Consider the following 25850-nt stretch of genomic DNA (forward strand, 5'->3'; position numbering starts at 1 on the left):
GATTTCGGCGCAAGCGCGCCAGGCGGGGGCTCAGACCGGAGCAGCACCGCTGCCGCGGCCACCGCGCAGGTGATATTCCTGACTGCCGCGGGTGAGCACGTTGTCGACGTCGATCACGGCTGAGTTCGCATAGGTGAAGCTTGGCGACAGGTTCCGATAAAGCCGGTCGAAATCCCGCTCCACTGTCTGGCGGTAGAGGTCTTCGAAGCTTTCGATCACGAAATAGGTCGGTTGCAGGTCGCTGATCACGTAGTCCGTGCGCATGACCCGATCGACATTGAGCATGATGCGATTGGGGCTCTGTGCCTCGACGGCGAAAACCGCCTCGGTCGGGCCCGAAAGGATGCCCGCGCCATAAGCGCGAAGGTCTTTTCCGCCTTCCATGATCAGGCCGAACTCGACCGTGTACCAATAGAGCGCACCCAGCGCCTTCAGGCGGTTGTAACGCATCGCCTTCCAGCCCGCCTTGCCGTATTCCTGCATGTAATCGGCGTAGACCGGATCGGTGAGCATCGGCACGTGGCCGAACACGTCATGGAAGACGTCCGGCTCCTGAATGTAGTCGAAGGTCTCGCGCGTGCGGATGAAATTGCCTGCGGGAAAACGCCGGTTGGCAAGGTGCCAGAAGAACACGTGATCGGGGATCAGCATGGGCACAGGCACGACGCTCCAGCCCGTCAGCTTGCCCAGTTCTTCGGAAAGTCTGGCGAACTCGGGCACGCCGCCCTGACCAAGGTCGAGCTTTTCCAGCCCGGCCAGAAAGCTGCTCGCCGCGCGGCCCGGCAGCACATCCATCTGCCGCGCGAAAAGATCGTTCCAGATCGCGTCGTCTTCGCTGTCGTAAACCGTTTGCGCCGGCTCAAGCCAGTCTTCGCCCAGATGCGCAGGACGCTTCAGCGGCGCGGTGAATACGTCCGCCGGAAGCTCCGGCAGCTCGGCAAAATCGGTCTCGTGTTCGGCAGCGACGATCATGGTTTCCATTGTAACCATATTGCTTGCCGAATGCCAGTTTCAACCCGGTGGCCGGTCACCGACGTCAATCGGTCCCGGCAGCGAATTCGCGCAGCATGTTCTTGGCGATGACCAGCTGCATGATCTGGCTGGTGCCTTCGTAGATCGTGTAGATGCGGCTGTCGCGATAGAACCGTTCCGCGTCATATTCCGCCAGGTAGCCGGCGCCGCCGTGAATCTGCACGCAGCGGTCGGCCACGCGGTTGCACATTTCGCTGCAGAAATACTTGGTCGCCGCCGCCTGGATGAGGTTCGGCTGCTTCGCATCGGCGCGGGCGCAGGCGTCGCGCAACATGCATTCTGCGGCGTAAAGCTCGGTTCGGCTGTCCGCGAGCATCGCCTGGATAAGCTGGAACTGCGCGATTGGTTCACCGAAGGCCTGCCGCTCCGTCGCATAACGCAGCGCGGTGTCGAGAATACGCTTGGCATTGCCGCAGCCTGCCGCCGCGACGGAAAGGCGGCCGTTGTCGAGGCTCTGCATCGCGGTGCGGAAACCCCTGCCTTCTTCCCCGCCCAGCAGCGCATCGGCAGGCAGGCGCACGTCGTCCATGATGATGTCGGCAATCTGGCTGCCGCGCTGGCCCATCTTCTTGTCGGGCTTGCCGACGGTGATGCCGGGAGTGTCCATCGGCATCAGGAAGGCGCTGACGTGCGCGTTCTTCGGCAAATTGTCCTTGCTGGTGCGCGCCATGATCAGCGCCACGTCGGCGAAAGGCGCATTGGTGATGTATCGCTTGGTGCCGTTGAGCACCCACTCGTTACCGTCCATGCGCGCACTGGTCTGAAGGCCAGCGGAATCGGAGCCAGAGCCCGGTTCTGTCAGCCCGAAGCTGGCGATTCCGCCCGCAGCGAGCTTCGTCAGCCACTTTTCCTTCTGTTCTTCGGTTCCCCCGTTCTTCAGCGCGGCGCAGACCATGCCGGTGCCGATCGAGATGATCGAGCGATAGGCGGGGAGCGCGTAACTGATGATGCGGATGGTCTCGACATATTGCGACACGCTCATCCCCGCGCCGCCGTATTCGACCGGCATGGAAAGGCCGAATAGCCCCATCTCGCGCATTTCGCCCAAGATATCTTCGGGGATCTCGTTCGATTCGATGATCGCTTCTTCCGCCGGAATCAGCCGTTCGCGCACGTAGCGCCACAGCTGCTCGGTGAACTGTTCGAAAATCTCGGAATCCATGCCGATCTCGGCCATCGTAAGTGCCTTTCCGTTCTACTTTTCGGTTGGGACCGCCGTCTCGTCCTTGTCCGCCGGCTCGACGCCCTCGGCGGTGCCCGGACGGCCTTGCGCGATCATTGCCTCGGCATCGTCCAGCGCCTGCTGTTCGGTGAGCTCCGCTTCGCCCGTGTCGACTCCCGAAAGATCGCGGCACCCCTGAACTGTCAGAAGAATGGGTATGGCGAGGAGTAGCGGTGCGCGGAGCATGGTTTCGACCTAGCCTCTTCCGTCGCAAAACGAAATGGGCGAGGATCGCTCCCCGCCCATGAAATTTTCGCCTGTTCGAAAGATCAGTTTGCCGTGTCGGCCTCGGCCGCTTCCGCTGCGCGGGCAGCTTCTGCAGCGACGTCGGCGGCGGCAGCGGACGCAGCCTCTGCCGCGGCGTCCTGGTCGACGCCGTTGTTGGCAGCCGCGCTGGTGGTGGTGCTGGCCGAGGCATTTGCCGCCGGAGCGCCGGCAGCGTCGTCTGCCACGGGAGCTTCGTCGATTTCGGCGACGGCTTCCTCGGCAGGCATTTCGACCGTTTCGGCCAGGTTTTCATCGGTTTCAGCTTCCGATCCGCCGCAAGCGCTAAGCGCGAAAGCTGCGGAGGTGGCGGCGACGGCAAGGAGGGTTTTCTTCATTTTCGATCCTCTGAAATAGCAAAACGTTCGGATGCATGGGCTTCCGAAGCGACCGGGGTCTAAGCACAAGTTGCCGCCCCTGCAAATATCGCGCGGGAGGTGTCCCGGCGCAAAGATGGCTTGCCTTTAGCGGGCGCGATGTAGTTAGCTGATTTCGCTCGCTTTACGGGGTTTAGGGGGAATTCATGAGTTCGAACGATTTGGTGCGCGCAAGAAACTGCGCGCAAATTGCCATGTGCGTTGCCGCGGTTTTCTCGCCGTCGATCGCAGCGGCGGATGAAGATGCCGATTGCAACATCGTCAATTACGATACGACGACGCTGGAGTGCGGAACCGATTCTATCGCGAGCAGTGAGAATGCAACGGCCCTCGGCAGCGCGGCGGTGGCGTCGGGCAACGGGGGAACTACCGCCGTCGGTGCGAACGCGTCTGCGAATGGAGACGCGTCGAGCGCGGTGGGCGCTTTTGCGAGTTCCGAGGGCGCGAAGGCCACGGCGCTGGGCAACGGGGCCAATGCCAATTCGGAAGCGAGCGTTGCGATCGGTCGCGGGGCCAGTGCCACGGGCACCGGCAGCATTGCATTCGGCGGGATGCTGATTGAATTCGGATCGCCGGTCTACACCACTGCCGCAGCCGACAATGCGACCGCAGTGGGAGCCAAGAGCCGGGCGAGCGGCGAACAGTCGACGGCGATGGGCTTCGGTGCGCGGGCCATCAATACCGGCGGAACTGCGGTAGGTGCTTCGGCACTCGCGAACGAAGAACGCTCGACCGCACTTGGAGCCGGCGCACGCGCCGTCGGAAGAGATTCGCTCGCCGTGGGCCATTTCGCGAGCGCCGGGCTGCATTCCGTGGCGATAGGGCCGGCAGCAATCGCCAATCAATATTCGACCGCCTTGGGTTCGGACAGTCGAACGACCGGGCTTTATGCAACTGCCCTGGGCCTGAGCGCGGAAGCTTCGACACATTCGACCGCCGTCGGTTCCTTCAGTGTGGCCCGAGATGATGGCGTCGCCATCGGCAAGAACGCAGCCGCCGTTGCCGGGTCTGGCGTGGCGATGGGGAAAGAGGCGATTGCCGATCTCGAAGCCGTCGCGCTGGGCGCATCGACCTATGGCGGCGTGCAGGCGACAGTCATCGGCTTCGACGCCGAGGCGATCCCCTCTCAAGCTGTCGCAGTCGGCGCATTGAGTAGGGCGAACGCGGTCAGGGCGATTGCATTGGGCGCCGGCGCAAGCGCGAACGATCAGGCTGCCCTGGCCCTCGGCGCATCGAGCGTAGCCTCCTCGGCCGGTTCGACTGCGCTGGGCGAAGGCACCAGCGCTGTCGGCACCGACAGCACCGCGCTGGGATCGAAGGCGCGGACCAACGGCAATCTGGCGAGCGCCATCGGCACACGCTCGGTCGCGAGCGCGAACGGGGCCGCAGCTTTGGGTGCCGTGGCGCGGGCGCAGGCGACCAATGCGACGGCAATCGGCAACTCGGCCAATGTGACCGGTGCCTATTCCTCGGCACTGGGCGCAGCGACTGTGATCAGCGGCAACTCGGCAACGGCGATGGGATACCAGGCGAATGTCAGCGGCAGTGCAGGCACGGCGGTGGGCGCGGCGGCCAGCGTCACCGCGCAGTTCGGAACGGCGGTGGGTCGGCAGGCAAAGGTGACGCACGCCAACTCGACCGCGGTCGGCTATCAGGCCAGTTCCACCGCTTCTAACCAGGTCACGCTGGGCGGAGCCAGTTCTTCGGTGCGCCTTGGCGACATCGTCGCTTCCAACGCGGCGCAGGTGGGGACGGAAAAGGTCGTCACTGTCGATGCCAACGGGACGCTCGGCACGCAGGAGGTCGCGAGTGTCGCGGCGATGGATTCCATCCGCACCAACTTCGCTTCGCTCGCCGCCGTGTCGGACGCGCAATTCGCAGCGCTGACCGGGCGGGTCGGCGCGATCGAGAGCCAGCTTGAGCAGTTCGACGATCGCATCAGCAGTTCCGCCGCGGTCGCGACCGCCATGGGCGGCGCGGCGTTCCTTCCTGACAAGAGCTTCAACCTCACCGCTAACGTCGCGACCTACGAAGGCGCGCACGCGGGGGCGTTGCAACTGGGGGCGCTGGTCAGCGAAAGCGTGGCGCTCAATGCCGGTGTTTCGTCGGGCTTCAACAGGGGCGGCGACACCGCCGCGCGCGTAGGGGTTACTTTCGGCTGGTAGGTTTCCTAGGTCTCGGGGCGTGGCGGGTTTGACAGGGCCCGCCACGTGCGGCGATAGCCCGCTTGCAATTCGCTTCCCCTGATCGACGGAAACCCCTCATGGCCGCTTACGACTTCGACCTTTTCACCATTGGCGCCGGATCGGGCGGCGTGCGCGCCAGCCGCGTGGCGGCTTCGCACGGGGCGAAGGTCGCCATCGCGGAAGAGCACCGCGTCGGCGGCACCTGCGTCATTCGCGGCTGCGTGCCGAAGAAAATGCTGGTGTACGGCGCGCATTTTGCCGAGGATTTGGAGGATTGCGCCCGCTTCGGTTGGGAGATCGAAGGCAAGAGGTTCAACTGGAAGACCCTGCGCGACCATGTCCTTGCTGATGTCGACCGGCTGGAGGGTGCCTACACCGAGACGCTCGAAAATCACGACGTCACGATCTTCCACGAGCGTGCCGAGATAACGGGCGAGCACGAAATCACTCTGGCGAGCGGGCGGAAGGTGACTGCCGACAAGATCCTGATCGCCACCGGCGCGCGACCCCGGATGCCGGAATGCCAGGGCGCCGAGCACGCCATCAGTTCGAACGAAGTCTTCCACCTCGACGAACTGCCCAATAAAATCATCATTGCAGGCGGCGGCTATATCGCGAACGAATTTGCAGGGATCTTCAACGAATTCGGCTGCGAAGTGCATATCGTCAATCGCGGTGACAGGCTTCTGCGAAGCTATGACGAAGCGGTGCGCGACCGCCTGCTGCAGATTTCCACGATGAAGGGCATCAAGTTCCGCTTCAACACGACCTTCGAGTACATCAAGCCATGCGACGAAGGTGGCTACTTCGTGAAGCTGACGGACGGCGACGAAGAGAAAGCAGACCTCGTGCTGTTCGCCGTCGGTCGCATTCCCAATACCGAGGGGCTGGGTCTGGACAAGGCGGGCGTCGAACTGGGCGAACACGCAGAGGTCAAGGTCAACCGCTTCAGCCAGACCAACATCGACCATATCTATGCGGTCGGTGACGTGACCGATCGCGTGCAGTTGACCCCGGTCGCCATCCGGGAAGGGCAGGCCTTTGCGGACACGGTATTCGGCAAGGGCGAGCCGGTGGCAGTCGATCACAGCTGCATTCCCAGCGCCGTGTTCAGCCATCCGCCGATTGCCGCCGTCGGGATGACGGAGGGTGAAGCGAAGAACAAGCTTGGCAGCGTGAAAGTCTATCTGAGCGACTTTCGCCCGATGAAGAACGTGCTCGCGAACCGCAACGAGCGTAGCCTGATGAAGATGATCTGCGACGGCGACAGCGGCAAGATCGTCGGCATTCACATGATCGCGCCCGATGCGCCGGAAATGATGCAGGCGGCGGCCATCGCGGTGAAGGCTGGGCTGACCAAGGCCGACTTCGACGCGACGACGGCGATTCACCCGACCATGGCCGAAGAACTGGTGCTGATGCGCTGATGTCCTCCGCCGCCATCCGCCCGCGCCGGTCGTGCCTCTACTTACCCGGCGACAAGGCTCGCGTGCATGAGAAAGCGCGTGAGTTGCCAGCCGATGTGCTGATCTTCGACCTTGAAGATGCGGTGGCGCCTGAAGGCAAGATCGCGGCGCGGGCGACAGTAGCGCAGGCCGTGGCCAGCCGAGGCTATGGCCGCCGCGAAGTCATGGTGCGGGTCAATGGCCTCAGCAGCGATTGGGTGCAGGACGATCTTGCCGCCGTGCTGCCGTCCGCGCCAGACGGCGTGCTGTTTCCCAAAATAAACGATGCGGCCGACATCGCCGCCTGCGATGCGGCGCTGGCGAAAGCGGGAGCAGGACCGGGCATGGCGCTCTGGGCAATGATCGAGACACCGCTTTCCATTCTCAACCTGCGAAAGATTGCAGCAGCAGGTGCAAGCACCAGGCTGGCCGGCTTTATCGTCGGTACGAATGACCTCGCGAAAGACCTCGGAGCCGAGCCGACACCGGATCGCATGGCCTTCCTGACCCCGCTTTCGCTCACGCTGGTGGCCGCGCGAAGCCACGGCCTTGCCGCCATCGACGGTGTCTTCAACGCTATCGACGATGCGGAGGGGCTGGAAAACGAATGCCGACAAGGGCGAACGCTCGGCTACGACGGAAAAACACTCATTCACCCATCGCAGATCGAAGCTGCCAATCGCGTTTTCGCCCCAGATCCCGCAGAAGTCGAACAGGCCCACGCGGTCATTGCTGCCTTTGCGGAGCCGCAAAACGCGGGGAAGGGCGTCATCACGGTCAATGGCCGGATGACGGAACTGCTGCATCTGGAGCAGGCGAGGCGGCTGGTCGCGCTGGCTGCCGCTATCGAAGGCTGATTCGCTGCGGGGGTTTCCCCCGGCCGGCAATTCGGAACGATGACGTTACGGCATGGGTTGCAATCCATAATGGGTTTGCAATCGCACGCGCGTTCCTGTTTACGTAAACGTAAACTCAGACCTTCGGACTTCAAAGGGAGCCCCCCATGACCGACGCCTATATCTTCGACCACGTGCGCACCCCGCGCGGCAAGGGCCGCGCCGACGGTGCGCTGCACGAAGTCACGCCGCTCGAACTTTCCGTGCAGGTTCTGCGCGAGTTGCGCGATCGCAACAATCTGGACACCGAACTGGTCGACGACATCGCGTTCGGCTGTGTTTCCCCGGTGGCGGAACAGGGTGCCGTGTTGCCGCGTACCGCCGTGCTCAACGCGGGCTATTCGCAATCGACCTCCGCCATTCAGGTCAACCGCTTCTGCGGCTCCGGGCTGGAAGCCTGCAACATCGCGGCGGCGAAGGTGATGTCGGGCGAGGCCGACATGACGATCGGCGGCGGCATCGAAAGCATGAGCCGCGTGCCGATGGGCAGCGATGGCGGCGCCATCGCCACCGACCCGCAGAGTGCGTTCCACAACTACTTCGTACCGCAAGGCATCAGCGCTGACCTGATCGCGACAAAGTACGGCATAAGCCGCGACGATGCGGATGCCTATGCCGTGGAAAGCCACAAGCGCGCGTCGCGTGCATGGGACGAAGGCCGTTTCGACCGTTCCGTCATGAAGGTGCGCGACCGTATCGGGCAGGTGCTGCTGGAGCGGGACGAGATCGTACGGCCCGACAGCAACATGCAGACCCTCGGCGCGCTCAAGCCCAGTTTCGCGCAGATGGGCGAAGGTTACGGCTTCGATAACATCGCGCTGCAGGTTTATCCCGAGCACGAGAAGATCAACCATATCCACACGCCCGGCAACAGCTCCGGCATCGTCGACGGTTCGGCGGCGGTGCTGATCGGCAGCAAGGAAGCGGGCGAGCGCGCGGGACTGAAACCGCGTGCGCGGATCCGGGCCATGGCTTCCACAGGATCGGAACCGACGATCATGCTGACCGGGCCGGAATTCGGCGCGGCCAAGGCGCTGAAGCGCGCGGGCATGGCCGCCGGTGACATCGACCTGTACGAACTCAACGAAGCATTCGCGAGCGTGGTGCTGCGTTTCATGCAGGCGCTCGACATCGATCACGACAAGATCAACGTGAACGGCGGCGCGATCGCGATGGGCCACCCGCTGGGCGCGACCGGGGCAATGATCCTGGGCACCGTGCTCGACGAGATGGAGCGTGCGGACAAGGCCACCGCGCTGGCCACGCTGTGCATCGGCGGCGGCATGGCAACCGCGACGATCATCGAGCGCGTCTGAGCCTCGCCCGACAACCTTATACGAACTCAAGGAAATCCTATGAGCTATACCGCAATCAAGGTCGCCACCGATGCCGATGGCATCGCGACTGTCACCATCGACGTCCCGGGCGAGAGCATGAATGTCTGGAACGAGGCGTTGATCAGCGATTTCAACGCCTTCGTCGACGATTTCGTGAGCAATGATGAATTGAAGGGCGCCGTGATCACCAGCGGCAAGCCCTCCGGCTTCCTTGCGGGAGCCGACATCAAGATGCTCGGTGCGCGGCAATCCGGCGATGCGGACGACGCTTTCGAGGCTGCGTTCGGCCTCAGCAAGCTGCTCCGCAAACTGGAAACCGGAGGCCACTCCGCCAAGGACATTGCGAAGGAAGGCAAAAAGGCCAAGCCGGTCGCTTGCGCGCTTGAAGGTCTGGCACTCGGCGGGGGGCTGGAGCTGGCGCTCGCGTGTCATTACCGGGTCGTGGCCGACAATCCAAAGATCCAGCTTGGCCTGCCGGAAGTTCAGATCGGCCTGCTGCCAGGGGCGGGTGGCACCCAGCGTGTGCCGCGCCTGATCGGCCTGCAGGCCGCAGGCATGATGATCATGCAAGGCAAGCCGACCAATCCGCAGGCTGCCAAGGCACAGGGGCTGGTGGACGAAGTGGTCGAGCCCGGCACGACCATCGACGCAGCGAAGGCATGGGTGAAAGCCAATCCCGCCGTGCTTCAGCCGTGGGACAAGCCCGGCTTCAAGTTCCCCGGCGGCTCTGGCATCTTCAACTCGCAGGTCGCGCAGCTGATGACCGGCGCGAACGCGATGGGCCTTTCGCAGACCAAGGGCAATTTCCCCGCGGTCCCGGCGATCCTGTCCTGCCTTTATGAAGGGATGACGCTGCCGTTCGACAAGGCGCTCGAGGTCGAGGTGAAGTATTTCATCACGCTCCTGCAGGGCCCGGTCTCACGCAACATGATCCGCAGCCTGTTCCTGAACAAGCAGGCCCTGGAGAAGGGCGCCGCGCGGCCCGAAGGGGTGCCGAAGCTTGAACTTCGCAAGGTCGGCGTGCTTGGCGCAGGCCTGATGGGTTCTGGCATCACCCATGTCACGGCCAAGGCCGGAATCGACGTGGTCGTGCTCGACCGGTCGGACGAAGACGCTGCCAAGGCTGTCGCCTACACGCGCAAGATCCTCGAAAAGGACATTGCCCGCGGCAAGACCACGCAGGAGAAGGCCGACGCCTTCCTCGCCCGCATCACGCCGACGTCCGATTATGCTGACCTTGCGGATGTGGATCTCGTGATCGAGGCTGTGTTCGAATTGCCCGACGTCAAGAAGGACGTGATCGAGAAGATCGAGGCAGTGATCGGCAAGGACGTGATCGTCGCATCGAACACCTCGACCATACCGATCGGCAACCTCGCCAGGTTCTCCTCGCGCCCGGACCAATTCATCGGAATGCACTTCTTCTCGCCGGTGGAGCGGATGCCATTGCTGGAGATCATCCCGCACGCAGGCACCGGAGATGCCGCGCTGGCTGCGGCGTTCGATTACAACAGCCGCATTCGCAAGACGCCGATCGTGGTCGAAGACGTGCGCGGCTTCTACACCAATCAGGTTGTTCCGCCTTATCTTGGCGAAGCCGTTCACATGGTGATGGAAGGCATCGCGCCCGCGCTGATCGAGAATTGCGCGCGCGATCTGGGCATGCCCGTTGGCCCGCTGGCGCTGATGGACGAAACCACGCTGAAGCTGGGTGCGGACATCATGAAGGCGACCAAGCAGGAACTGGGCGATGCCTACAAGCCGAGCGGGGCCGAGCCATTCTACGAACTTATGGTGGACGAACTGGGCCGATCGGGCCGTCGCTTCGGCAAGGGGTTCTACGACTACGCCGAAGACGGCAAGCGGCTCGGCCTGTGGCAGGGCATGGCGGATCATTATCCGCTGCTGGACGATCAACCGACCCCGGCTGAGGTCAAGGAGCGTCTGCTTTACGCACAGCTCGTGCCTGCCGCGCGCTGCTTTGCCGATGGCGTGGTCCACGACCCGCAGAGCGCGGATCTGGGGGCGATCCTGGGCTGGGGCTTCCCGCCGTACATGGGCGGGCCGCTGAGCCACATCGACACCATCGGCGCGGACAGTTTCGTCGCTGCCGCCGACCGTCTGGCCCAGCGCCACGGAGAGCGGTTCCACGTGCCGCAGATGTTCCGCGACATGGCGCGGGACGGCAAGCAGCTCTACGCTAAGGCTGCCTGAGGATGACAGGCTGGCGGGGGCTGCGCGCCTCGCCAGCCGCTCAACCGCTGACGCGCGCGACGTCGCGGTCGATCAGATCGCCGATCTGGCCCGAGCCGAGGCCCAGCCGCTCGGCCAGCACTTCTTCCGTGTGCTGTCCCAGATCTGGCGCGGGCAAGGGATCGCCTGCGTCTTCGCCCGGCATATTGGCGAAGCTGCGGGTCGCCGGATAGGCGAAGCCGCTGGGATTGGCGGGCGAGGGCCCGAACAGCGGGTTGCTGCCCACCAGCACCGGATCCTGCGCCGCTTCGTGCATCGTGCGATAGCGTTCGAAGGTGCAGCCATGCGCCGTCATGCGCGCTTCCAGCTCCGCCCAGTCGAGACTTTCGGCCCGCGGTGCAAAGATTTCGAAGAGAGCGTGCCGATGCTCGAAACGCGGGCGGTCGCCATCGGCGAAACGCAAGCCGAGATCGTCCTCGAGCGCTGCGATTTCCGGGCCGAGATCGAAAGCCGCGATCAGTCCCTCCCATTGTTTGGGGGTCAGGGCCGCAACCATGAACCGCTTGCCGTCGCGGCTGCGGAAATCCCGTCCAAAGGCGCCCCAGATCGCATTGCCGAGCCGCTCGCGGTCGCCGCCGCGATAGAGCATTTCGGCCAATGCGCCGCTATTTGCCATGGTCCCGATCGCCACGTCGCCCAGCGGAACGCGCAGTTCGCTGCCTTCCCCGGTCTGCTCGCGCCGGCGGATGCCGGCGAGCAGTGCAAAAGCGGAATAAGCGCCAGTGATGAAGTCCCATGCGGGCAGCACTTGGTTTACCGGCGGCGCGGTGGCCGGATCCCATTCCTCCGGCCCGCACATCAGCGGATAGCCGGAAGCGGCATTGACGGTGAAATCCATCGCCTGCCTTCCGTCATGCCAGCCCATGATCCGCAACGAGACGAGGTCGGCGCGCTTCGCCGCAATCGCTGCGTGGGAGAGAAAGCTCTGCTCGGGCAAATTGGTGATCAGATTGCCGGTCGCGGCGGATAGTTCGACGAGCAGTTCGCGGCCTTCCGCGCTCCGCAGGTCGAGCGCGACGGACTTTTTCGCGCGGTTGAGGTTTTCCCAACTGAGCGAACGCCCCTCTCGCGTCAGAAGGTAGCGGTCGTAATCCAGCCCGCCGAGCTTGTGATCGACGCGGATGACCTCTGCGCCCATCTGCGCGCAATACAGCCCTGCCGTGGGGGAGGCGACGAAGGACGACGCCTCGATGATCGACAGGCCTGAAAGCAGGTCATACATCGGCGCTGGCTGCCCATTGTCCTGCCAGGGCGCGAAAGCCGTCGACCCGGATCGCCTGCCACACGCCAGCGATGAAGTAGGGATCGGTTTCGAAGAACTTGCGCGCGTCATCCTCGTCCGATGCCGCGATCACCACCAGCGATCCGACCGCTTCACCCTTGCGCTCGAGCGGTCCGGCCAGCGCGAAGCGTTGGGGATTGTCGGCGATGTGTCGCAGATGCGTTTCGCGATGGCGCGCGCGCAGGGCGGGGCCGTTTTCGCCGTCGCGGCAGTGGAAGACGTAAAGGGGCAAGAGCGGGTCTCTCTGGTGGGGTCAGGCCGGATTGCGGCGGAGGTGGTTGCGGGCAATGACGATGCGCTGCATCTCGTTCGTGCCCTCCGCAATGCACAAAAGCATGGCGTCGCGATAGAAACGCTCGATCTCGTATTCCTTGGAGTAGGAGTAGCCGCCGAAAATTCGCATCGCCTCCTGGCTGTTGGTGACCGCCGCTTCGGAGGCGAAATATTTTGCCATGCCGGCTTCCATGTCGCAGCGCTCGCCACGGTCGTAGGCAGCGGCCGCGTCCATGGTCAGCAGCCGCGCGGCGCGGGCGCGGGTCGCCATTTCACCGAGTTTCGTCTGGATGGCTTGGTGCTGCGCGATGGGCTTTCCCATCGTCTCGCGGGTCTGGGCGTAGTCGCCCGCCAGCTTCAGCGCGCCTTCGGCCATGCCAGCACCGCGCGCGGCCACGTTTATGCGCCCGAGTTCCAGCCCGCCGGTCGCCTGGAAGAACCCCTGTCCTTCTTCTTCGCCGATCAGCCGGTCGGCGGACAGGAGATGATCTTCCATAATGAGTTCCGCCGCCTCAACCGCGCGATAACCCAGCTTGTCGAACTTCGCGCCTGCGCGGAAACTGCGGTCCCCTTCGCGCTTGTCGACGATGAACAGGCTCATGCCCTTGTATCGCGGCTCAGCATCGGGATCGGTCTTCGCAAGCAGTGCGAAGCAGTCGCCGTGGATGGCATTGGTGATCCATGTCTTCGTGCCGTTAAGAACGTAACCGTCGCCCTCGCGCCGCGCAGTGGTGCGAATGGCCTGCAGGTCGGTGCCTGCGGTCGGCTCTGTCAGCGCCAGCCCGCCGCGCAGTTCGCCGCTGGCAAGGCGCGGAAGCCATTGCGCCTGCTGTTCCGCCGTGCCGAACCGTTCGATCGCGGCGGCCATGATCAGGTGCGAATTGAAGATGCCCGAAATCGCCATCCAGTGGCGCGAGATCCTCAGGCAAATCTCGGCATAGGTCGTCGCTGGCAGACCGAGTCCGCCATGCTCGCGCGCGATCGTCGCGCCGAACAGTCCGAGTTCCGCCATCTGATGGACGAGGTCTTCCGGCCAGATGTCCTCGTGATCGTGCCGCTGCGCCACCGGGGCAACGTCGCGTGCGATCCAGCGGTCGATCGTGTCGAGCAGAGCCTGCTCTTCCTCCCGGTCGATCGTATTCACGCTGATACCGCCTCCGGCCCGTGCCCGCGCTTCCAGATGAGCATTGTCCGTTCGAAGGAGCAGACCGCCTCCCCGCGCTGGTTGCGCCCCGTGGTGCGGATGGTGACTACGCCTTGCGTCGGCCGCTTCTCGCTGTCGCGCTTCGCCAGCACCTCGCTCTCGGAGGTCAACGTGTCCCCTGCGAACAGCGGCGCGGTCAGCCGGATGTCGTTCCAGCCCAGATTGGCGACCGCCTTCTGGCTGACGTCGGATACGCTTTGGCCGGTCATGATCGCGACGGTGAGCGTGGAGCACACGAGTGGTTTTCCGAATTCTGTCTGCGCCGCGTATTCGGCGTCGAAATGCAGCGGGTGGGTGTTCATCGTCAGCAGGGTGAACCAGGTGTTGTCAGCTTCGCTGATGGTGCGACCCGGTCGGTGTTCGTAGATATCGCCGACCGCGAAATCCTCGAACCAGCGGCCGAAACTTTCGCGGTAGCGCCCCGGGGCGATCTCGATGGCGCCTTCCTTCATCGGCGTCTGTGTCCTCTCTCCATTTGCGCGGACTGTCGGGCATCGCGGGCCAAATGTCACCTGCCGAGATTGCACCGGCACGGCGCTGTGTGCAAAGCGGTTGCGATTGCAATTACAAGGATGCGGGCATGGCAGGCGTGTGGTTCGACGAACTGGAGGTGGGGCAGCTATTCGACCACGCCATCCGGCGCACGGTCACGGAGACGGACAACGTCCTTTTCACCACCCTGTCGCACAATCCGGCGGCTCTGCATCTCGACGCGGAATACATGAAGGGCACCGATTATGGCCGCGTGCTGGTCAATTCCTGCTTCACCCTGTCGCTCATGGTCGGTGTGTCGGTAGGCGACACCACGCTGGGAACGGCGGTGGCAAACCTCGGTTGGGACGAGGTGCGCTTCCCCGCACCGGTTTTCATCGGCGACACGCTGCGGATCGAGACTGAGGTGCTGGAATTGCGCGAGAGCAAATCCCGCCCGAACGCCGGGATCGTCACGTTCCTCCACCGCACCTACAATCAGGACGAGACGCTGGTGGCATCCTGCAAACGGTCGGGCCTGCAACTGAAACGGCCCGCCGCGTGAAGCCCGTCCGCTCTTTCCTCTTCATACCCGGCGACAGCGAAAAGAAGCTCGCCAAGGCGGACGACTGCGGCGCGGACGCGGTAATCCTCGACCTGGAGGACGCCGTCGCGCCGGAGCGAAAGGCAGCAGCGCGCCAACTGGTTGCCCATTTCCTCGCCGAACGTCCGAAGGGCCAGCGCGGGATGCAGCTGTGGGTGCGGGTCAATCCCCTCGACAGCGGAATGGTGGCAGAAGATCTTGCAGCGGTGCTGGGCGCGCAGCCCGACGGTATCATGCAGCCGAAGGCCAACGGGCCGGACTGCGTGTCCAGGCTGGCCGCGCATGAAGGGCTTGGCGATACGCCGATCCTGCCCCTCGTCACGGAGACACCCATCGCGCCGTTCCGGCTGGGGGAGTACGCCGCTGCCGACCTGCCGAGCCTTTACGGCATGAGCTGGGGGGCGGAAGACCTCTCCGCGGCGCTCGGCGCGATGGGCAATCGAGGTCCGGATGGCGAGTTTTCGTTCACTTACAAACTGGTCCGCTCGCTGACGCTAATGGCCGCGCACGCCTGTGGGGTTTTCGCGATCGACACGCTCTACGCCGACTTCCGCGATGCCGACGGACTCCTGGCCGATAGCCGCCAATCGCGCCGTGAAGGGTTCAGCGGTCGGCTCGCGATCCATCCCGCGCAGGTGGCTGCGATCAATGAGGCCTACACGCCCTCGGCGGAGGAGATCGCTTTCGCCGCGCGCGTCAGCGAGGCATTCGCCGCGCAGCCGGGCACGGGCACGGTCGGGATCGACGGCAAGATGTTCGACGTGCCGCATCTGAAAGCGGCGCAGCGCACTCTTGCACTGGCGGAGGCGTTCGGGCTCTAGCCTTCCGGCGGGTGCGCGCCGAGCCAGTCTGATACCTCGCGAAGAACCTCCTCGCGCTCCGGCTCGTTGAAGATCTCGTGGTAGAGGCCGTCGTATATCCGCACGGTCTTGTCTGGCGATGCGATGGCATCGAAGACTGGTCTGACCGGAGCCAGCGGAACCAGTTTGTCCTCGCTGCCGTGCATCAGCAGGCAGGGTACGGTGAGCGTGTTCGCCTCGCGGGCGAACTGATCGATCGCTTTCATCATGTTGCGCGCGGTCAGCGCCTTTACCTTGCCGTTCGGGACGAGCGGATCGGCGCGATAGGCAGCAACCACGGCCGGGTCGCGGCTGATGAAGGCCGGGTCGAGTTCCACCGTTCCAGCCTCCGGAGCGACCTTTGCCAGCAAGCCGAGGACAGCAGCGCTGACCGGGTTGACGCCACCGCCAATGGCGGGGCCGCTGAGGACCAGCCCGGACAGCTTGTTCTGATGATGCAGAGCGTAATCCAGCGCGAGCGAGCCGCCCATCGAATGGCCGACCAGCTTGACGCCTCGCAGGCCGGACGCGCTCAGCACCTTGCCGACCAGATGGTCGATATCCGCCCGCGCGCTTTCGTAGCTGGCTATCACCGCCCGCGCGCCTTCCGACTTGCCGTGCCCCTGATGGTCAAGCGCGTGGACCGCGTAGCCGCGCTGCGTCATGTAGGCGGCGAAATCCTCATACCGTCCGGCATGTTCGGCCAGCCCGTGCAACAAAATCAGGTGGTCGCGTGCAGGCCCTTCGGGTGTCCACAGATAAGTCGCGATGCTGCGACCGCCAGCGCCTTTGAAACTGCCTTCCACCGCGCGGGTCACGCCGTTTCCCTCCAGTAGCCGTCCCGCAGCTGGCGCTTCAGGAGCTTGCCGTTCGGAAGACGCGGCAGTTCGTCGACGAAAGCAAAGCTGCGCGGCAACTTGAAGCGCGCGAGCCGTTCGGCGGCAAACGCCATCAGCGCTTCCGCCATTGCGTCGTCGCCCGAATGGCCGGGCCGCAGTTCGACGATTGCCTTCACTTCTTCGCCAAGATCTTCGTTCGGCACGCCGATCACCGCGATGTCCGCGACGGCAGCGTGCTCGGCCAGCGCGTGTTCGATTTCCTGCGGGTAGATGTTAACGCCGCCCGAGATGATCATGTGGCTCTTGCGGTCGGCCAAGTAGAGGAAGCCGTCCTCGTCCAGATAGCCCATGTCGCCGATAGAGGCGTAGCCTTGCGGACTGTAGCTGCCCTGCGTTTTCTCCGGAGCCTTGTGATAGGAAAACGGCACCGAACCTTCGAAATATACCATGCCGATCTCGCCGGTGGGAACGGGCTGCCCGTCTTCATCCAGCACGTGGATCGGATCGACGGGGGAACGCCCAACGGAGCCGGGATGCGCCAGCCAGTCGCTGCTGCCGATATAGGTGAAGCCGACGCCCTCGCTGCCGGCATAATATTCCTCGATGATGGGTCCCCACCACTCGATCATCTCGCGCTTGACCTTGGGCGGGCAAGGCGCGGCAGCATGGATCGCACATTGCAGGGAGGAGAGGTCGTGCGCGGCCCGGACCTTGTGCGGCAATCGCAACATACGCACGAAATGCGTCGGTACGAATTGCGCGTGGGTTACGCGGTGTCGCTCTATCGCCTGCAACACGCCTTCCGGCTCGAACTGGGGCATGATCACGACCGTACCGCCGAGAAACAGCGCCGCGACGCAGTAGGCGAGCGGCGCGGCGTGATACAGCGGCGCGGGGGAGAGGTAGACCGACTGGCCCGGCTGAAAGCGAAACAGCGCGGGCATCAGCACGCTCTCGACAGCGTTCGGCGTGCCGAACGGTTCTTCCGAGAGTGGCCGCAGGATACCCTTCGGCTTCCCGGTCGTGCCGGAGGAATAGAACATGATCGCGCCTTCGCGCTGGTCTTCCGGCGCGATGGGGGCCGCGGCGGCAATCAGGGGTTCGAGAGGCTCGTAATGTCCCACCGTATCAGAGCCGGTCACCAGCAGGCGGGCGTTCGAACCTGCAAAGGAATGCTCGCGCGCAAGCTGGGGACGAGCGATCACCGCGACCGAATCCGAATCCTCGATCACGTATCGCATTTCGGCCGACACGAGGTGCCAGTTGATCGGGACCAGCCGCAGTCCGGCGCGGCGGCAGGCCCAGGCCAGCACGAGGCAATCCGCGCAATTGTCCATCAGCATGGCGATGCGGTCACCGGGCTGTGCGATCCCGTTGCGTAAGGCACCGGCCAGCTTCGCGCTGCGATCGTCAAGCTGGGCGAAAGTCAGCATCTCGCTGCCGTCCGACATCGCGATGGCGGGCCGATCCGGGAATTCCCGAGCGCGCTGGTCTATCGCCATGTCGCGTCTCTCCTCTCGATTTCCCTCCACCGTCAGGTGCCGCTGCGGGAGGTATGAAGTCAAGCGACTCTATGGACGGGTGCGCGCCCCCGCGTCGTTTCCCGCCTGTTAACCATTGGCGCGAACCATGCGTGAACCTTGTTCGGGCAAATCGGCACCATGGTTCGGGTTCCTCCCAGTTCTTGTCGCCTCCTGTTGGTAGCAGCTGCGGCAGCGGGACTTGCGTCGACGCCTACAGCGGCGTCGGCGCAGGCCGTTCCGGCCTATGCCGGTGCGCTGGCCCCGGCGATGATGGCACCCACGCTGAAGGCCGTTTGCGCCTACCATCCGGTCAGCCCCGAAAAGCTGGGCGCGCCCGTTGCGGTGGTCGCGCCGCTGGATAAGTCCTCGGCTATTCTCGGGGGAGCAACCAGTGCGTTGGAGCGGCTGAAGATGCAGCAAGCCGGCGCCACATTCGCTCCGGCAGCGGGTATGGCGAGCCCGACGATCAAGTTGCCTGAGAAGTTTTCCATCCCCGGCTTCGATTGCTCGCCTCCCGGCGGTGAGCCTGATCGGACAGTTGCGCTGGCGAAGGTCGCGATCCTGCAACCGCCGCTGTCGGTGTCCAGACCGCGCTTCGGGCCAGACGATTTCCTTGCCAGCAAGCGGCTCGGCATCGGGAAGACCAGCTTCGATGCGGACTGGAAGCGCGTGGGCCGCAAGGGCGTCTCGCGCACGTATCTGCGCCGCGCTGTGGCCAAGGGGAGCGCAGGCACCGACCTGCTCGCCAGCGTCAACAGCTACGTCAATCACGCAGTCCGCTATGTCGAGGACGCCGACAATTTCGGACGGCGCGACTATTGGGCCAGCGCCACGCAGACGCTTTCCAGCGGCCGAGGCGATTGCGAGGACTATGCCATCGCCAAGCTGCAACTGCTGGCGGCAGCCGGCGTGCGGCGCGAGGACATGTATCTGACCATCGCGCGCGACCTCGTTCGCAATGCCGACCATGCGGTGCTGGTCGTGAAGCACGACGGTGGCTGGACGATGCTGGACAACAACACGGACAAGCTGATCGACGCACGCGAGGCGAACGATTACCGCCCGATCCTCAGCTACAGCGCCACCAGCAGCTGGCTGCACGGCTACTGAGCGGCATTACCTCTCGGTCAGCGCCTGGTCGAAGGCTTTGGCTACCGGCTTGAACAGGTAGGACAGGATCGTCCGCTTTCCGGTTATAACTTCCACATCGGTCATCATTCCCGGCACGATCGGGAATTCCTGCCCGTTCTTGGAAATGAACGAGCGGTTGGTCTCTATCAGCACGGTGTAATAGGCCTGCCGCTCGACCTCGTCGTAAATACTGTCGGCGGAGACTTGCGCCACGCGTCCCGTCAGGCCGCCGTAGATCGAGAAGTCGTAGGCGGTGACCTTCACATTGGCGGGGTCCCCGACCTTGATGAAAGCGATGTCGGAGGGTGAAACGCGCGCTTCCACCAGCAGGCGGTCACCGATGGGGACGACCTGCATCAGCATCTCTCCCGGGCTGACGAAGCCGCCCACGGTGGTGATCTGCACGTCGTTGACGATGCCGTCGGCGGGTGCACGCAATTCGTTGCGTTGCTGGCGCGCCTCCGCCCCGCGAATGCTCTGCTGGTTGACCGCGATGCGGGTGCGGACCTCGGAACGCTCGTTCAGCGCCTGCTCGCGAAATTCCAGCCGCGCCGAGCTGAGATCCGCCTGCGCCTGCCGGATCGAGGCTTGCGCGCGCGCTACTCCTTGCCGCGCGGCGGACAGGCGCCCCTGGATGTCGACGGCCTCACGCTCGGCGGAGAGCAGTTCTGTTCGTGGTACGATGCCCTGTTCGGCAAGCGGGCGCAGCATATTCACTTCGTCGCGGGCGAGCCGCAGGCTGTTCTCGAGCGAATTGACCGTCGCCTGCCCTTCGCCAAGGTCGCGGCGGCGCTGCTCCACGGCCGACGCCAGCGCGGATTCGCGGCTACGTGCCGCAGCCCGGCGGGCCTGCGCCAGCCCGGCTTCTTCCGCGCAGGCGGTACCCAGACCGCAGCCTTCGCCTGCGGCGCCGCCCTCTGCGCCGAGACGCGCTGCGCGGGCTTCAAGCCGCTCGTTTTCCGTCCGCAGCTGACCAACGGCGGATGCCGCTTCGCTGTCGTCGAGGCGAACCAGCAGCTGGCCCTTCGATACGCGTTGCCCGCCACGCACGAGAATTTCCTGCACGACCGCAGGGTCCGCTGCCTGCACGAGCTGCGCCTTACTGGAAGGGATGACCTTGCCAGTACCGCGCGTGATCTGCTCGACCTCCGCGAAGGCGGCCCACAAGGTCAGCAGTGCGATGCCGATGGCGGCGACCGCGATCAGCCGGCGATTGGCATCCCACTCGGCAATATTGTCGAGCCACTTCATGGCGTAGCGGCCTTCTTGTTGTCCACCAGCGCGACGGCAGGAGAATTGATCACCGCATCCTCCCCCTGTGCGCCCAGCGCAGAGGAATAAGCTCCGGAGTTGCCAACCGGGTCTGGAATGGACAGCCGCCATTCCTTCGTCGTGTCGAGACGCCCGCCGACATCGTTTGCAGAATGGCGATCGGCGATATGTGCCGTCACGGTGGTGCCGGGCACGAATTCCGCTTCGGCGGCAATGTCCCCGTCGTCACGCGCGGCAAGTTCTTCGCGCAGGCGATCCATGTCGAGGCCGGGGATGCTCTCGCTGCCGCTCCAACGGGCGTGCAGCGCGTTGGCGCTGCCCCCGCGCCCCGGAAACCGGTAGAAGATATGGCGGCCGATCTTGTTCATCTTGGCAAGCGTGAAGGCCCAGCGCGGCAGGACGTAATCGGCGTGGTAGTGCGTCGCGGTGCCGACGCTCGCCTCGACCGTTCCGGCCAGCGCGGCCTTGGCGACACGCTCCGCACGCTGCCAGAGCCCGGCGACCGGTGCGCGCAGCAGCGACCCGTCGCAGGTGAAACTGAATTGGCATACCGGGCGATGCACGCCTTCATACACGACGCCGCAGACCGAATTGGGATAGGCCGGATGGCGCATCCGGTTCAGCACGACTTGTGCGACGGCGCGCTGACCCTGCTCTGGTTCGTTCGCCGCTTCGTAATAGATGGCCTGCGTCATGCACTTCAGCGCGTTGTCGTAAGCCGGGGCGCTGGCCGAAAGCTGGCGGAATGCGGCAACCTTTTCGAGCGCGAGCGTGGTGAAGGGGATGCGATCGTTGCGCGCGGCAGCGTCCTCGCCGGTCTCCACCATCTCGGCCTGTTCGCCGTCGGTCATCTCCGATAGCCCGGCCAGCTGGCGTTCCTGCTGCGCGGCAATGCTGCGTGCCGGCGAGAGACCGGGCGAGGGTGCGCGGGTGACGAGGGCAAGGACGATTCCGGCCACGGCGATCATCGCCATCGCGGCAATCGCCCAGAGCCAGGTGCGGCTCTTGCGTTCCGGCAATTGGACCGGCGCAGGAGCGGCCGGACCGTCGACGAACAGTGTGCCTCGATCGATAGTCATGACGCATCCTTCGCAGAGCCAGCGCCCGACGCGGCAATGACCTGCGCCTTGGGTCCGTCGGCAACCACGCGGCCCTGATCGAGCACGATCAGACGGTCGCACAATGCGAACAGGGCAGGGCGGTGGGTCGACACAACGAGCGTCTGTTCGCGCCGCAGCGACTGCTTTAGCCGTTCCACGAACAGAGACTCCGTCTGGCTGTCCATCGCGCCCGTCGGCTCGTCGAGGAACAGAAGTTCGCAAGGCGAAACGAATGCGCGCGACAGGGCGAGGAAACTGCGTTGACCGCCCGACAGGCGGCGGCCTGCCTCACCCACCGGGCGGTCGAAGCCCCCTGCGTCGCGAGCGAGGAACGTGTCTGCACCGGTGGTGTGCAGGGCCGCGCGCAGGGCGTCGTCGTCGGCCCCCTTGCTGCCGAGCGCAAGGTTGTCCTTGACCGTGCCAGTAAACAGCGCTGCGTCCTGTCCGACATAGCGGAAGGCATCGCGAATGGCCTGCGGGCGATACTGTCGGCTGTCCACGCCCTCGATCAGCATGGCGCCGTCAGTGGGCTGGTAGAGCCCGCACAGCACGCGGCCGAAGGTCGACTTGCCCGATGCGACGCGGCCGATGATCGCCACCCGCTCTCCCGGAGAGATCGACAGATCGATCGCGTCCAGTGCAGGCCGTTCCGTATCGGGATAGCGGAACTCGCATTGCTCGAAGCGGATGTTCGCCTTGCGCGGAGTCAGGTGCAGCGCGGCGCTGCCCTGCTTGCGTTCGTCATCGGCATCGAACAGCCTCTCGATTGAATCAAGCGTCTCCCTGGCCTGCTTCCAGCGCGTCAGCAGGAAGGCGATTTGCCCGGCCGGGGCGAGCGAGCGGGAAGACAGCATGACGATGGCGATGATCGCGCCCATCGTGATGACGCCCGCGTCGAACAAGTAATAACCGCTAATCACGAGGCTGATGGTCGAGAATTGCTGGAAGCTCGTCGCCATGCCGACCGCGGTGGTCGAGATTTTCCGCAGGCGCTGCTGGGAATGCGTCCCGATCTCGGCCAGCGAATACCAGCGGCCGATCATGCTGCCTTCGCTCGACATGGCCTTCAGCGTTTCCATTCCCGCGATGGATTCGACCAGCATGGTTTGCTGCAGGCCGTGGTCCGCCTGCGCGTCGCGCGCGGCGTCGGTCACACGGCGTTGCAGGATCAGCCCAGCGACTGCCATGGCCCCCATGGCTGCCAACGGGATCAGCGCCAGCCAGCCCGCGATGTAGGCAATGGTGGCGACGAACAGGACAAGGAAACCGAGGTCGACGATCAGCACAACGGTGGTCGAGGCGAAGAAATCGCGCACCACGGCATATTCCGCCACCCGCGCCGCCAGTGCGCCGGTGCTTCCCTGCTTTGATGCCAGCGGAGTGGACAGCAGGCGGGTGTAGATCTTCTGCGACAGCCGCAGGTCGAGGCGCCGCCCGATCTGGTCGATCACGTTGGAGCGAGCATTTCTCAGCGCGAATTCCAGCGCAAAGGCCAGCAAGACGCCCGCCGCCAGCACCCACAGCGATGCGGTTGCACGATTGGGAATGACGCGGTCGTAGACGTTCATGGAGAACAGCGGCAGAGCCAGCGCGAGCGCGTTGATGATGAGCGAGGCGAGCAGGACTGGGCGGAAGGCGCGGCGTTCCTTGCGCAACTCGCTCCAGAACCAGTGATGGCGGCCCTTGGCGTGCCACGGCGCTTCCTCGCCGCGCAACTGGTCGGGATCGCCCCAGACGCTGCGGAAACCGCCTGCAAACTCGCCGGCCAGCTGATCGCGCGGCTCCCATTGCGCTTCACCGCTGCCGGGCCGGGCGACCAGCAGTTCCCCGCCATTGGCCTCCATCACCGCAACTGCGCCGCCGCCGTCGATCTGGACAAGCGCCGGGTAGGCATCGGCATCGCGGGGAAGGCGCGTGCCGCGGCGTTCTTCGAATTTCAGGCCCGACAGGTCCAGCGCGGCGTCGGCCTGGTGGAAGGGAACCTGCCCTGCGGAATTGCGCGCCAGCGAGGCCCAGATATCGGGCGGAAGCGCCAGGTCGAAACGCGCAGCAAGCGCGGCTATGCTGAGGGTGAGCGCATCACCCACAGCAGCGGCCGCGCTGTCCGCACGCATCGGATCGGCATCTGCCACCGCTATTTCCTTCTTCTGCCGCCGAACCGCGCCGCCCCTATCGGGCGTAGCGGCGGCGCTGCAATTCCGCAGGCGTGGGCGGACCGTAATCGAACTGCTCGCGCTCGGCCTTGCCGGCCCCCGTACCCGGGGCGACGTTAAGCACTTCGAGGAAACGGTTGGTTGCCGCCAATACTTGATATTCGGCAAACAGCTCCGAGAAGCGCGCCGTCTCCAGCCTAACCTGCGTGTTGTAGCGGGTGTTCTGCGAATCCAGCACGTCGAGCAGCGATCGCCGCCCGACATTGAACTGGCTGCGGTAGGACAGGAGGAGATCGTCTGCCACCTGGCTCTGGCGCGAGAGGGCGGTGACGATGTTGCCCTGACTGGAACGCGCGTTCCAAGCCGTGCGAACGTCCTCTTCCGCATCGCGCACGCGCTGATGCAGGCGGTAGCGCTGCTCGCTGGCACGGCGGACCATTTCCTGCACCTGGGCCTGGCGGATGCCGCCATCAAACAAGGTCCAGCGAACGTAACCGCGCGCCTGCAGGTCTTCGGTCCGCCCCTGGAAACCGTCGATGTCGTCGCCGATCCGGCCGAGGACTTCGACGCCCACGGTCGGCGCAAGCTCGCCCTCCGCCGATGTCACCATGGCGTTGGCGGCATCGACATCGGCCTGCGCCTCGCGGACCAGCGGGTTGCGCAGACGTGCCTCGCCGATGGCCTGCTCCACCCCGGTGGGCAGTTGCGCGCCGAGGTCGGGCGGGACCACCACCTGCGAAACGTCCAGCCCGGTCAGGCTGCGCAGCGAGATCCTGGCGTCTTCCAGTGCCTGCTCGGCCTCGGCCTGACGGACGAGGGCGGACTGCAACCGCTCCTCCGCCTGCTGCTGGTCGGCGATGCTGATCGAGCCTTGCTCCACCCCGGTGCCGAGATCCCCGACGAGGTTCTGGTGGAACGAGACATTGTCCATCGACGCAGCGACGACGCGCTGTTGCAGCAAGACGTCGAGATATTGCCGCGCGACCTGCAGCGCCACGAACTCCGAGCGTTCGATCACCCGCAGGGAGGCACCGTCGACGCGGGCCGCCTGCCGCAGCACCTCGCCCCGGCGTCGACCGAAGTCGAGCAACGTCCAGTCGCCCCGCAGGCTCGCTTCGAGCGGGTAAAGCTCGTTGTTGGCGATGCCGAGATTGCGGCGGGTCGGGTTCTCCAGGCGGCGGATGCCGGCCGACCCTTCGAGGTCGATGCGCGGCAGATAGCGGCCCTGCGCCTGTTCGCGCTCGAACTGGATGGCCTCGGTGTTCATCTGTGCTTCGATGATCTGCGGATTGCTTGCCATGGCCACCTCGATGGCCTCGGTCATGGTGACCGCGCCGTCTTGCGCCAGAGCGTGCGACGATGCGCCGGCCAGCAACATTGCCGAAGCGGCGAGCGTGAAATTCTTGAGCGTTTTCATCTGTCCACCCCTCCCTTAGCGTTGGACCGTGATTTCGACCCGGCGGTTGCGCTCTTCACGCACGCCGTCGGCAGTATCGACTGCGGGATCTTCCTCCCCGCGGCCGGAGACGGCCAACACGCTTTCGCCAATGCCGCGCCCGCGCATCAATTGAGCGATGGCTTCGGCGCGGCGCAGGGCAAGCGCATCGTTATAGGCGTTGCTGCCGGAGCGGTCGGTATGGCCGACGACGACGAAGCTTTTCCAGCTGCAGGTCGCGGTGGTGGTGGTCAGTTCGTCGAGCAGTTCGCTGGTGCTGGCCGGGACTGCCGCGGAATCGAACTCGAAATACACCGTACCGGCTACCCGCGCGTTGCAGATCGCGGGTGGCTCTGGCCGCACCGGTGGCGGCATGACCCGGGGCTGGCGATTGAGCATCGCGTAGGCGAGCGCACATTTGCGGATGCTCGGTTCGTCGCGCGTACCTGACTTGCGATAGCCGATCGCGATGCCGCACTGGACCTTGGTTTCCAGTGCCCAGAGGTAGCGGGGGTCGTTGCCGTTGACGATCGCGTCGTTGGTCGACGCGGCGAGTCCTGCGTCGTAGCGCGTTTCCAGCGCGTTATCGAGTTCGCCATCGCCCAGCGCGAGCAGGTCGCTGCCCGACTGGACATCCTGCGCGGCGAGGCCGGTGGGCAGGGCGAACGCCGCTGCGGCCATACCTGCCATTGCCAGAAGTTTGCGATTCATT

23 protein-coding genes are annotated in these 25850 nt (G+C 64.7%); 8 read left to right on the forward strand and 15 right to left on the reverse strand.

Going from position 1 to position 25850, the window contains the following annotated elements:
• Window positions 1–30: 30 nt before the first annotated feature.
• From phhA to ACXYN8_RS09920, 4 genes are all read right to left on the reverse strand, one after another.
• Window positions 31–972, reverse strand: a complete 942-nt coding sequence (gene phhA, locus ACXYN8_RS09905) for a phenylalanine 4-monooxygenase (protein WP_458889598.1) — start codon at window positions 970–972, stop codon at window positions 31–33.
• A 64-nt stretch (window positions 973–1036) separates the two neighbouring features.
• Window positions 1037–2209, reverse strand: coding sequence for an acyl-CoA dehydrogenase family protein (locus ACXYN8_RS09910; protein ID WP_458889270.1), 1173 nt, complete (start codon window positions 2207–2209; stop codon window positions 1037–1039).
• Window positions 2210–2227: 18 nt separating this feature from the next.
• Complete coding sequence (locus tag ACXYN8_RS09915; protein ID WP_458889272.1) at window positions 2228–2440, reverse strand: hypothetical protein; 213 nt, start codon at window positions 2438–2440, stop codon at window positions 2228–2230.
• Window positions 2441–2523: 83 nt separating this feature from the next.
• Complete coding sequence (locus ACXYN8_RS09920; RefSeq protein WP_458889273.1) at window positions 2524–2856, reverse strand: hypothetical protein; 333 nt, start codon at window positions 2854–2856, stop codon at window positions 2524–2526.
• A gap of 185 nt (window positions 2857–3041) precedes the next feature.
• On the opposite strand from ACXYN8_RS09920, the gene ACXYN8_RS09925 reads away from it, so the two are divergent.
• The 5 genes from ACXYN8_RS09925 to ACXYN8_RS09945 all read left to right on the forward strand — a co-directional run bounded on the left by ACXYN8_RS09925 (window position 3042) and on the right by ACXYN8_RS09945 (window position 10973).
• Window positions 3042–5060, forward strand: a complete 2019-nt coding sequence (locus ACXYN8_RS09925) for a YadA-like family protein (RefSeq protein WP_458889274.1) — start codon at window positions 3042–3044, stop codon at window positions 5058–5060.
• 98 nt (window positions 5061–5158) lie between these two features.
• Complete coding sequence (gene gorA, locus ACXYN8_RS09930) at window positions 5159–6508, forward strand: glutathione-disulfide reductase (RefSeq protein WP_458889275.1); 1350 nt, start codon at window positions 5159–5161, stop codon at window positions 6506–6508.
• A complete protein-coding gene (locus tag ACXYN8_RS09935; protein WP_458889276.1) occupies window positions 6508–7383 on the forward strand; it encodes an HpcH/HpaI aldolase/citrate lyase family protein in 876 nt (291 codons plus the stop codon). The genes gorA and ACXYN8_RS09935 overlap by 1 nt, the downstream gene beginning before the upstream one ends.
• 146 nt (window positions 7384–7529) lie before the next feature.
• Entirely contained in the window at window positions 7530–8738 is a 1209-nt protein-coding gene (locus ACXYN8_RS09940) for an acetyl-CoA C-acetyltransferase (protein WP_458889278.1), read from the forward strand.
• Between the two features lie 39 nt (window positions 8739–8777).
• Window positions 8778–10973 (forward strand): 3-hydroxyacyl-CoA dehydrogenase NAD-binding domain-containing protein, encoded by a 2196-nt coding sequence (locus tag ACXYN8_RS09945; RefSeq protein WP_458889279.1) that lies wholly within the window; start codon window positions 8778–8780, stop codon window positions 10971–10973.
• 40 nt (window positions 10974–11013) lie between these two features.
• Here the strand turns inward: ACXYN8_RS09945 and ACXYN8_RS09950 are convergent, their stop codons facing one another.
• From ACXYN8_RS09950 to ACXYN8_RS09965, 4 genes are read right to left on the reverse strand one after another with little or no spacing between them, the layout of a single operon-like run.
• Window positions 11014–12234 carry a CoA transferase gene (locus ACXYN8_RS09950; protein ID WP_458889280.1) on the reverse strand — a complete coding sequence of 407 codons (1221 nt, stop codon included), beginning with the start codon at window positions 12232–12234 and terminating at the stop codon, window positions 11014–11016.
• On the reverse strand, window positions 12227–12526 hold the full coding sequence (locus ACXYN8_RS09955) for a YciI family protein (RefSeq protein ID WP_458889281.1): 300 nt from the start codon (window positions 12524–12526) through the stop codon (window positions 12227–12229). The genes ACXYN8_RS09950 and ACXYN8_RS09955 overlap by 8 nt, the downstream gene beginning before the upstream one ends.
• 21 nt (window positions 12527–12547) lie before the next feature.
• The gene (locus tag ACXYN8_RS09960) at window positions 12548–13711 is read right to left on the reverse strand and encodes an acyl-CoA dehydrogenase family protein (protein WP_458889282.1); all 1164 of its coding nucleotides are present in this window, start codon (window positions 13709–13711) and stop codon (window positions 12548–12550) included.
• Window positions 13708–14223 (reverse strand): MaoC family dehydratase, encoded by a 516-nt coding sequence (locus ACXYN8_RS09965; RefSeq protein WP_458889283.1) that lies wholly within the window; start codon window positions 14221–14223, stop codon window positions 13708–13710. Before ACXYN8_RS09965 ends, ACXYN8_RS09960 begins: the two co-directional genes overlap by 4 nt.
• A 128-nt stretch (window positions 14224–14351) precedes the next feature.
• On the opposite strand from ACXYN8_RS09965, the gene ACXYN8_RS09970 reads away from it, so the two are divergent.
• Both ACXYN8_RS09970 and ACXYN8_RS09975 read left to right on the forward strand, forming a co-directional pair.
• Window positions 14352–14807: a MaoC family dehydratase gene (locus ACXYN8_RS09970; protein ID WP_458889284.1), complete on the forward strand. Its 456-nt coding sequence runs from the start codon at window positions 14352–14354 to the stop codon at window positions 14805–14807.
• A complete protein-coding gene (locus ACXYN8_RS09975) occupies window positions 14804–15667 on the forward strand; it encodes an HpcH/HpaI aldolase/citrate lyase family protein (protein ID WP_458889285.1) in 864 nt (287 codons plus the stop codon). Before ACXYN8_RS09970 ends, ACXYN8_RS09975 begins: the two co-directional genes overlap by 4 nt.
• Here the strand turns inward: ACXYN8_RS09975 and ACXYN8_RS09980 are convergent.
• Window positions 15664–16503: an alpha/beta hydrolase gene (locus tag ACXYN8_RS09980; RefSeq protein ID WP_458889286.1), complete on the reverse strand. Its 840-nt coding sequence runs from the start codon at window positions 16501–16503 to the stop codon at window positions 15664–15666. The two genes, ACXYN8_RS09975 and ACXYN8_RS09980, sit on opposite strands and share 4 nt — an antisense overlap.
• Window positions 16500–18026 carry an AMP-binding protein gene (locus tag ACXYN8_RS09985; RefSeq protein ID WP_458889287.1) on the reverse strand — a complete coding sequence of 509 codons (1527 nt, stop codon included), beginning with the start codon at window positions 18024–18026 and terminating at the stop codon, window positions 16500–16502. Before ACXYN8_RS09985 ends, ACXYN8_RS09980 begins: the two co-directional genes overlap by 4 nt.
• A 195-nt stretch (window positions 18027–18221) precedes the next feature.
• Between ACXYN8_RS09985 and ACXYN8_RS09990 the strand changes: the two genes are divergently transcribed.
• Window positions 18222–19157 (forward strand): transglutaminase-like cysteine peptidase, encoded by a 936-nt coding sequence (locus ACXYN8_RS09990; RefSeq protein ID WP_458889288.1) that lies wholly within the window; start codon window positions 18222–18224, stop codon window positions 19155–19157.
• 6 nt (window positions 19158–19163) lie between these two features.
• Here ACXYN8_RS09990 and ACXYN8_RS09995 read toward each other — a convergent pair whose 3' ends face one another.
• Genes ACXYN8_RS09995 through ACXYN8_RS10015 form a run of 5 tightly spaced genes read right to left on the reverse strand, consistent with a single transcriptional unit; the run spans window position 19164 to window position 25849 of the window.
• Window positions 19164–20429: an HlyD family type I secretion periplasmic adaptor subunit gene (locus ACXYN8_RS09995; protein WP_458889289.1), complete on the reverse strand. Its 1266-nt coding sequence runs from the start codon at window positions 20427–20429 to the stop codon at window positions 19164–19166.
• Complete coding sequence (locus ACXYN8_RS10000) at window positions 20426–21529, reverse strand: cell wall hydrolase (RefSeq protein WP_458889290.1); 1104 nt, start codon at window positions 21527–21529, stop codon at window positions 20426–20428. Before ACXYN8_RS10000 ends, ACXYN8_RS09995 begins: the two co-directional genes overlap by 4 nt.
• Window positions 21526–23682, reverse strand: a complete 2157-nt coding sequence (locus tag ACXYN8_RS10005; protein WP_458889291.1) for a type I secretion system permease/ATPase — start codon at window positions 23680–23682, stop codon at window positions 21526–21528. Before ACXYN8_RS10005 ends, ACXYN8_RS10000 begins: the two co-directional genes overlap by 4 nt.
• A gap of 37 nt (window positions 23683–23719) precedes the next feature.
• Window positions 23720–25120 carry a TolC family protein gene (locus ACXYN8_RS10010; RefSeq protein WP_458889292.1) on the reverse strand — a complete coding sequence of 467 codons (1401 nt, stop codon included), beginning with the start codon at window positions 25118–25120 and terminating at the stop codon, window positions 23720–23722.
• Window positions 25121–25135: 15 nt separating this feature from the next.
• Window positions 25136–25849 carry an OmpA family protein gene (locus tag ACXYN8_RS10015; RefSeq protein ID WP_458889293.1) on the reverse strand — a complete coding sequence of 238 codons (714 nt, stop codon included), beginning with the start codon at window positions 25847–25849 and terminating at the stop codon, window positions 25136–25138.
• Between the last annotated feature and the right edge of the window lies 1 nt (window position 25850).

The sequence above is a fragment of the Altererythrobacter sp. CAU 1778 genome, from assembly GCF_054482795.1.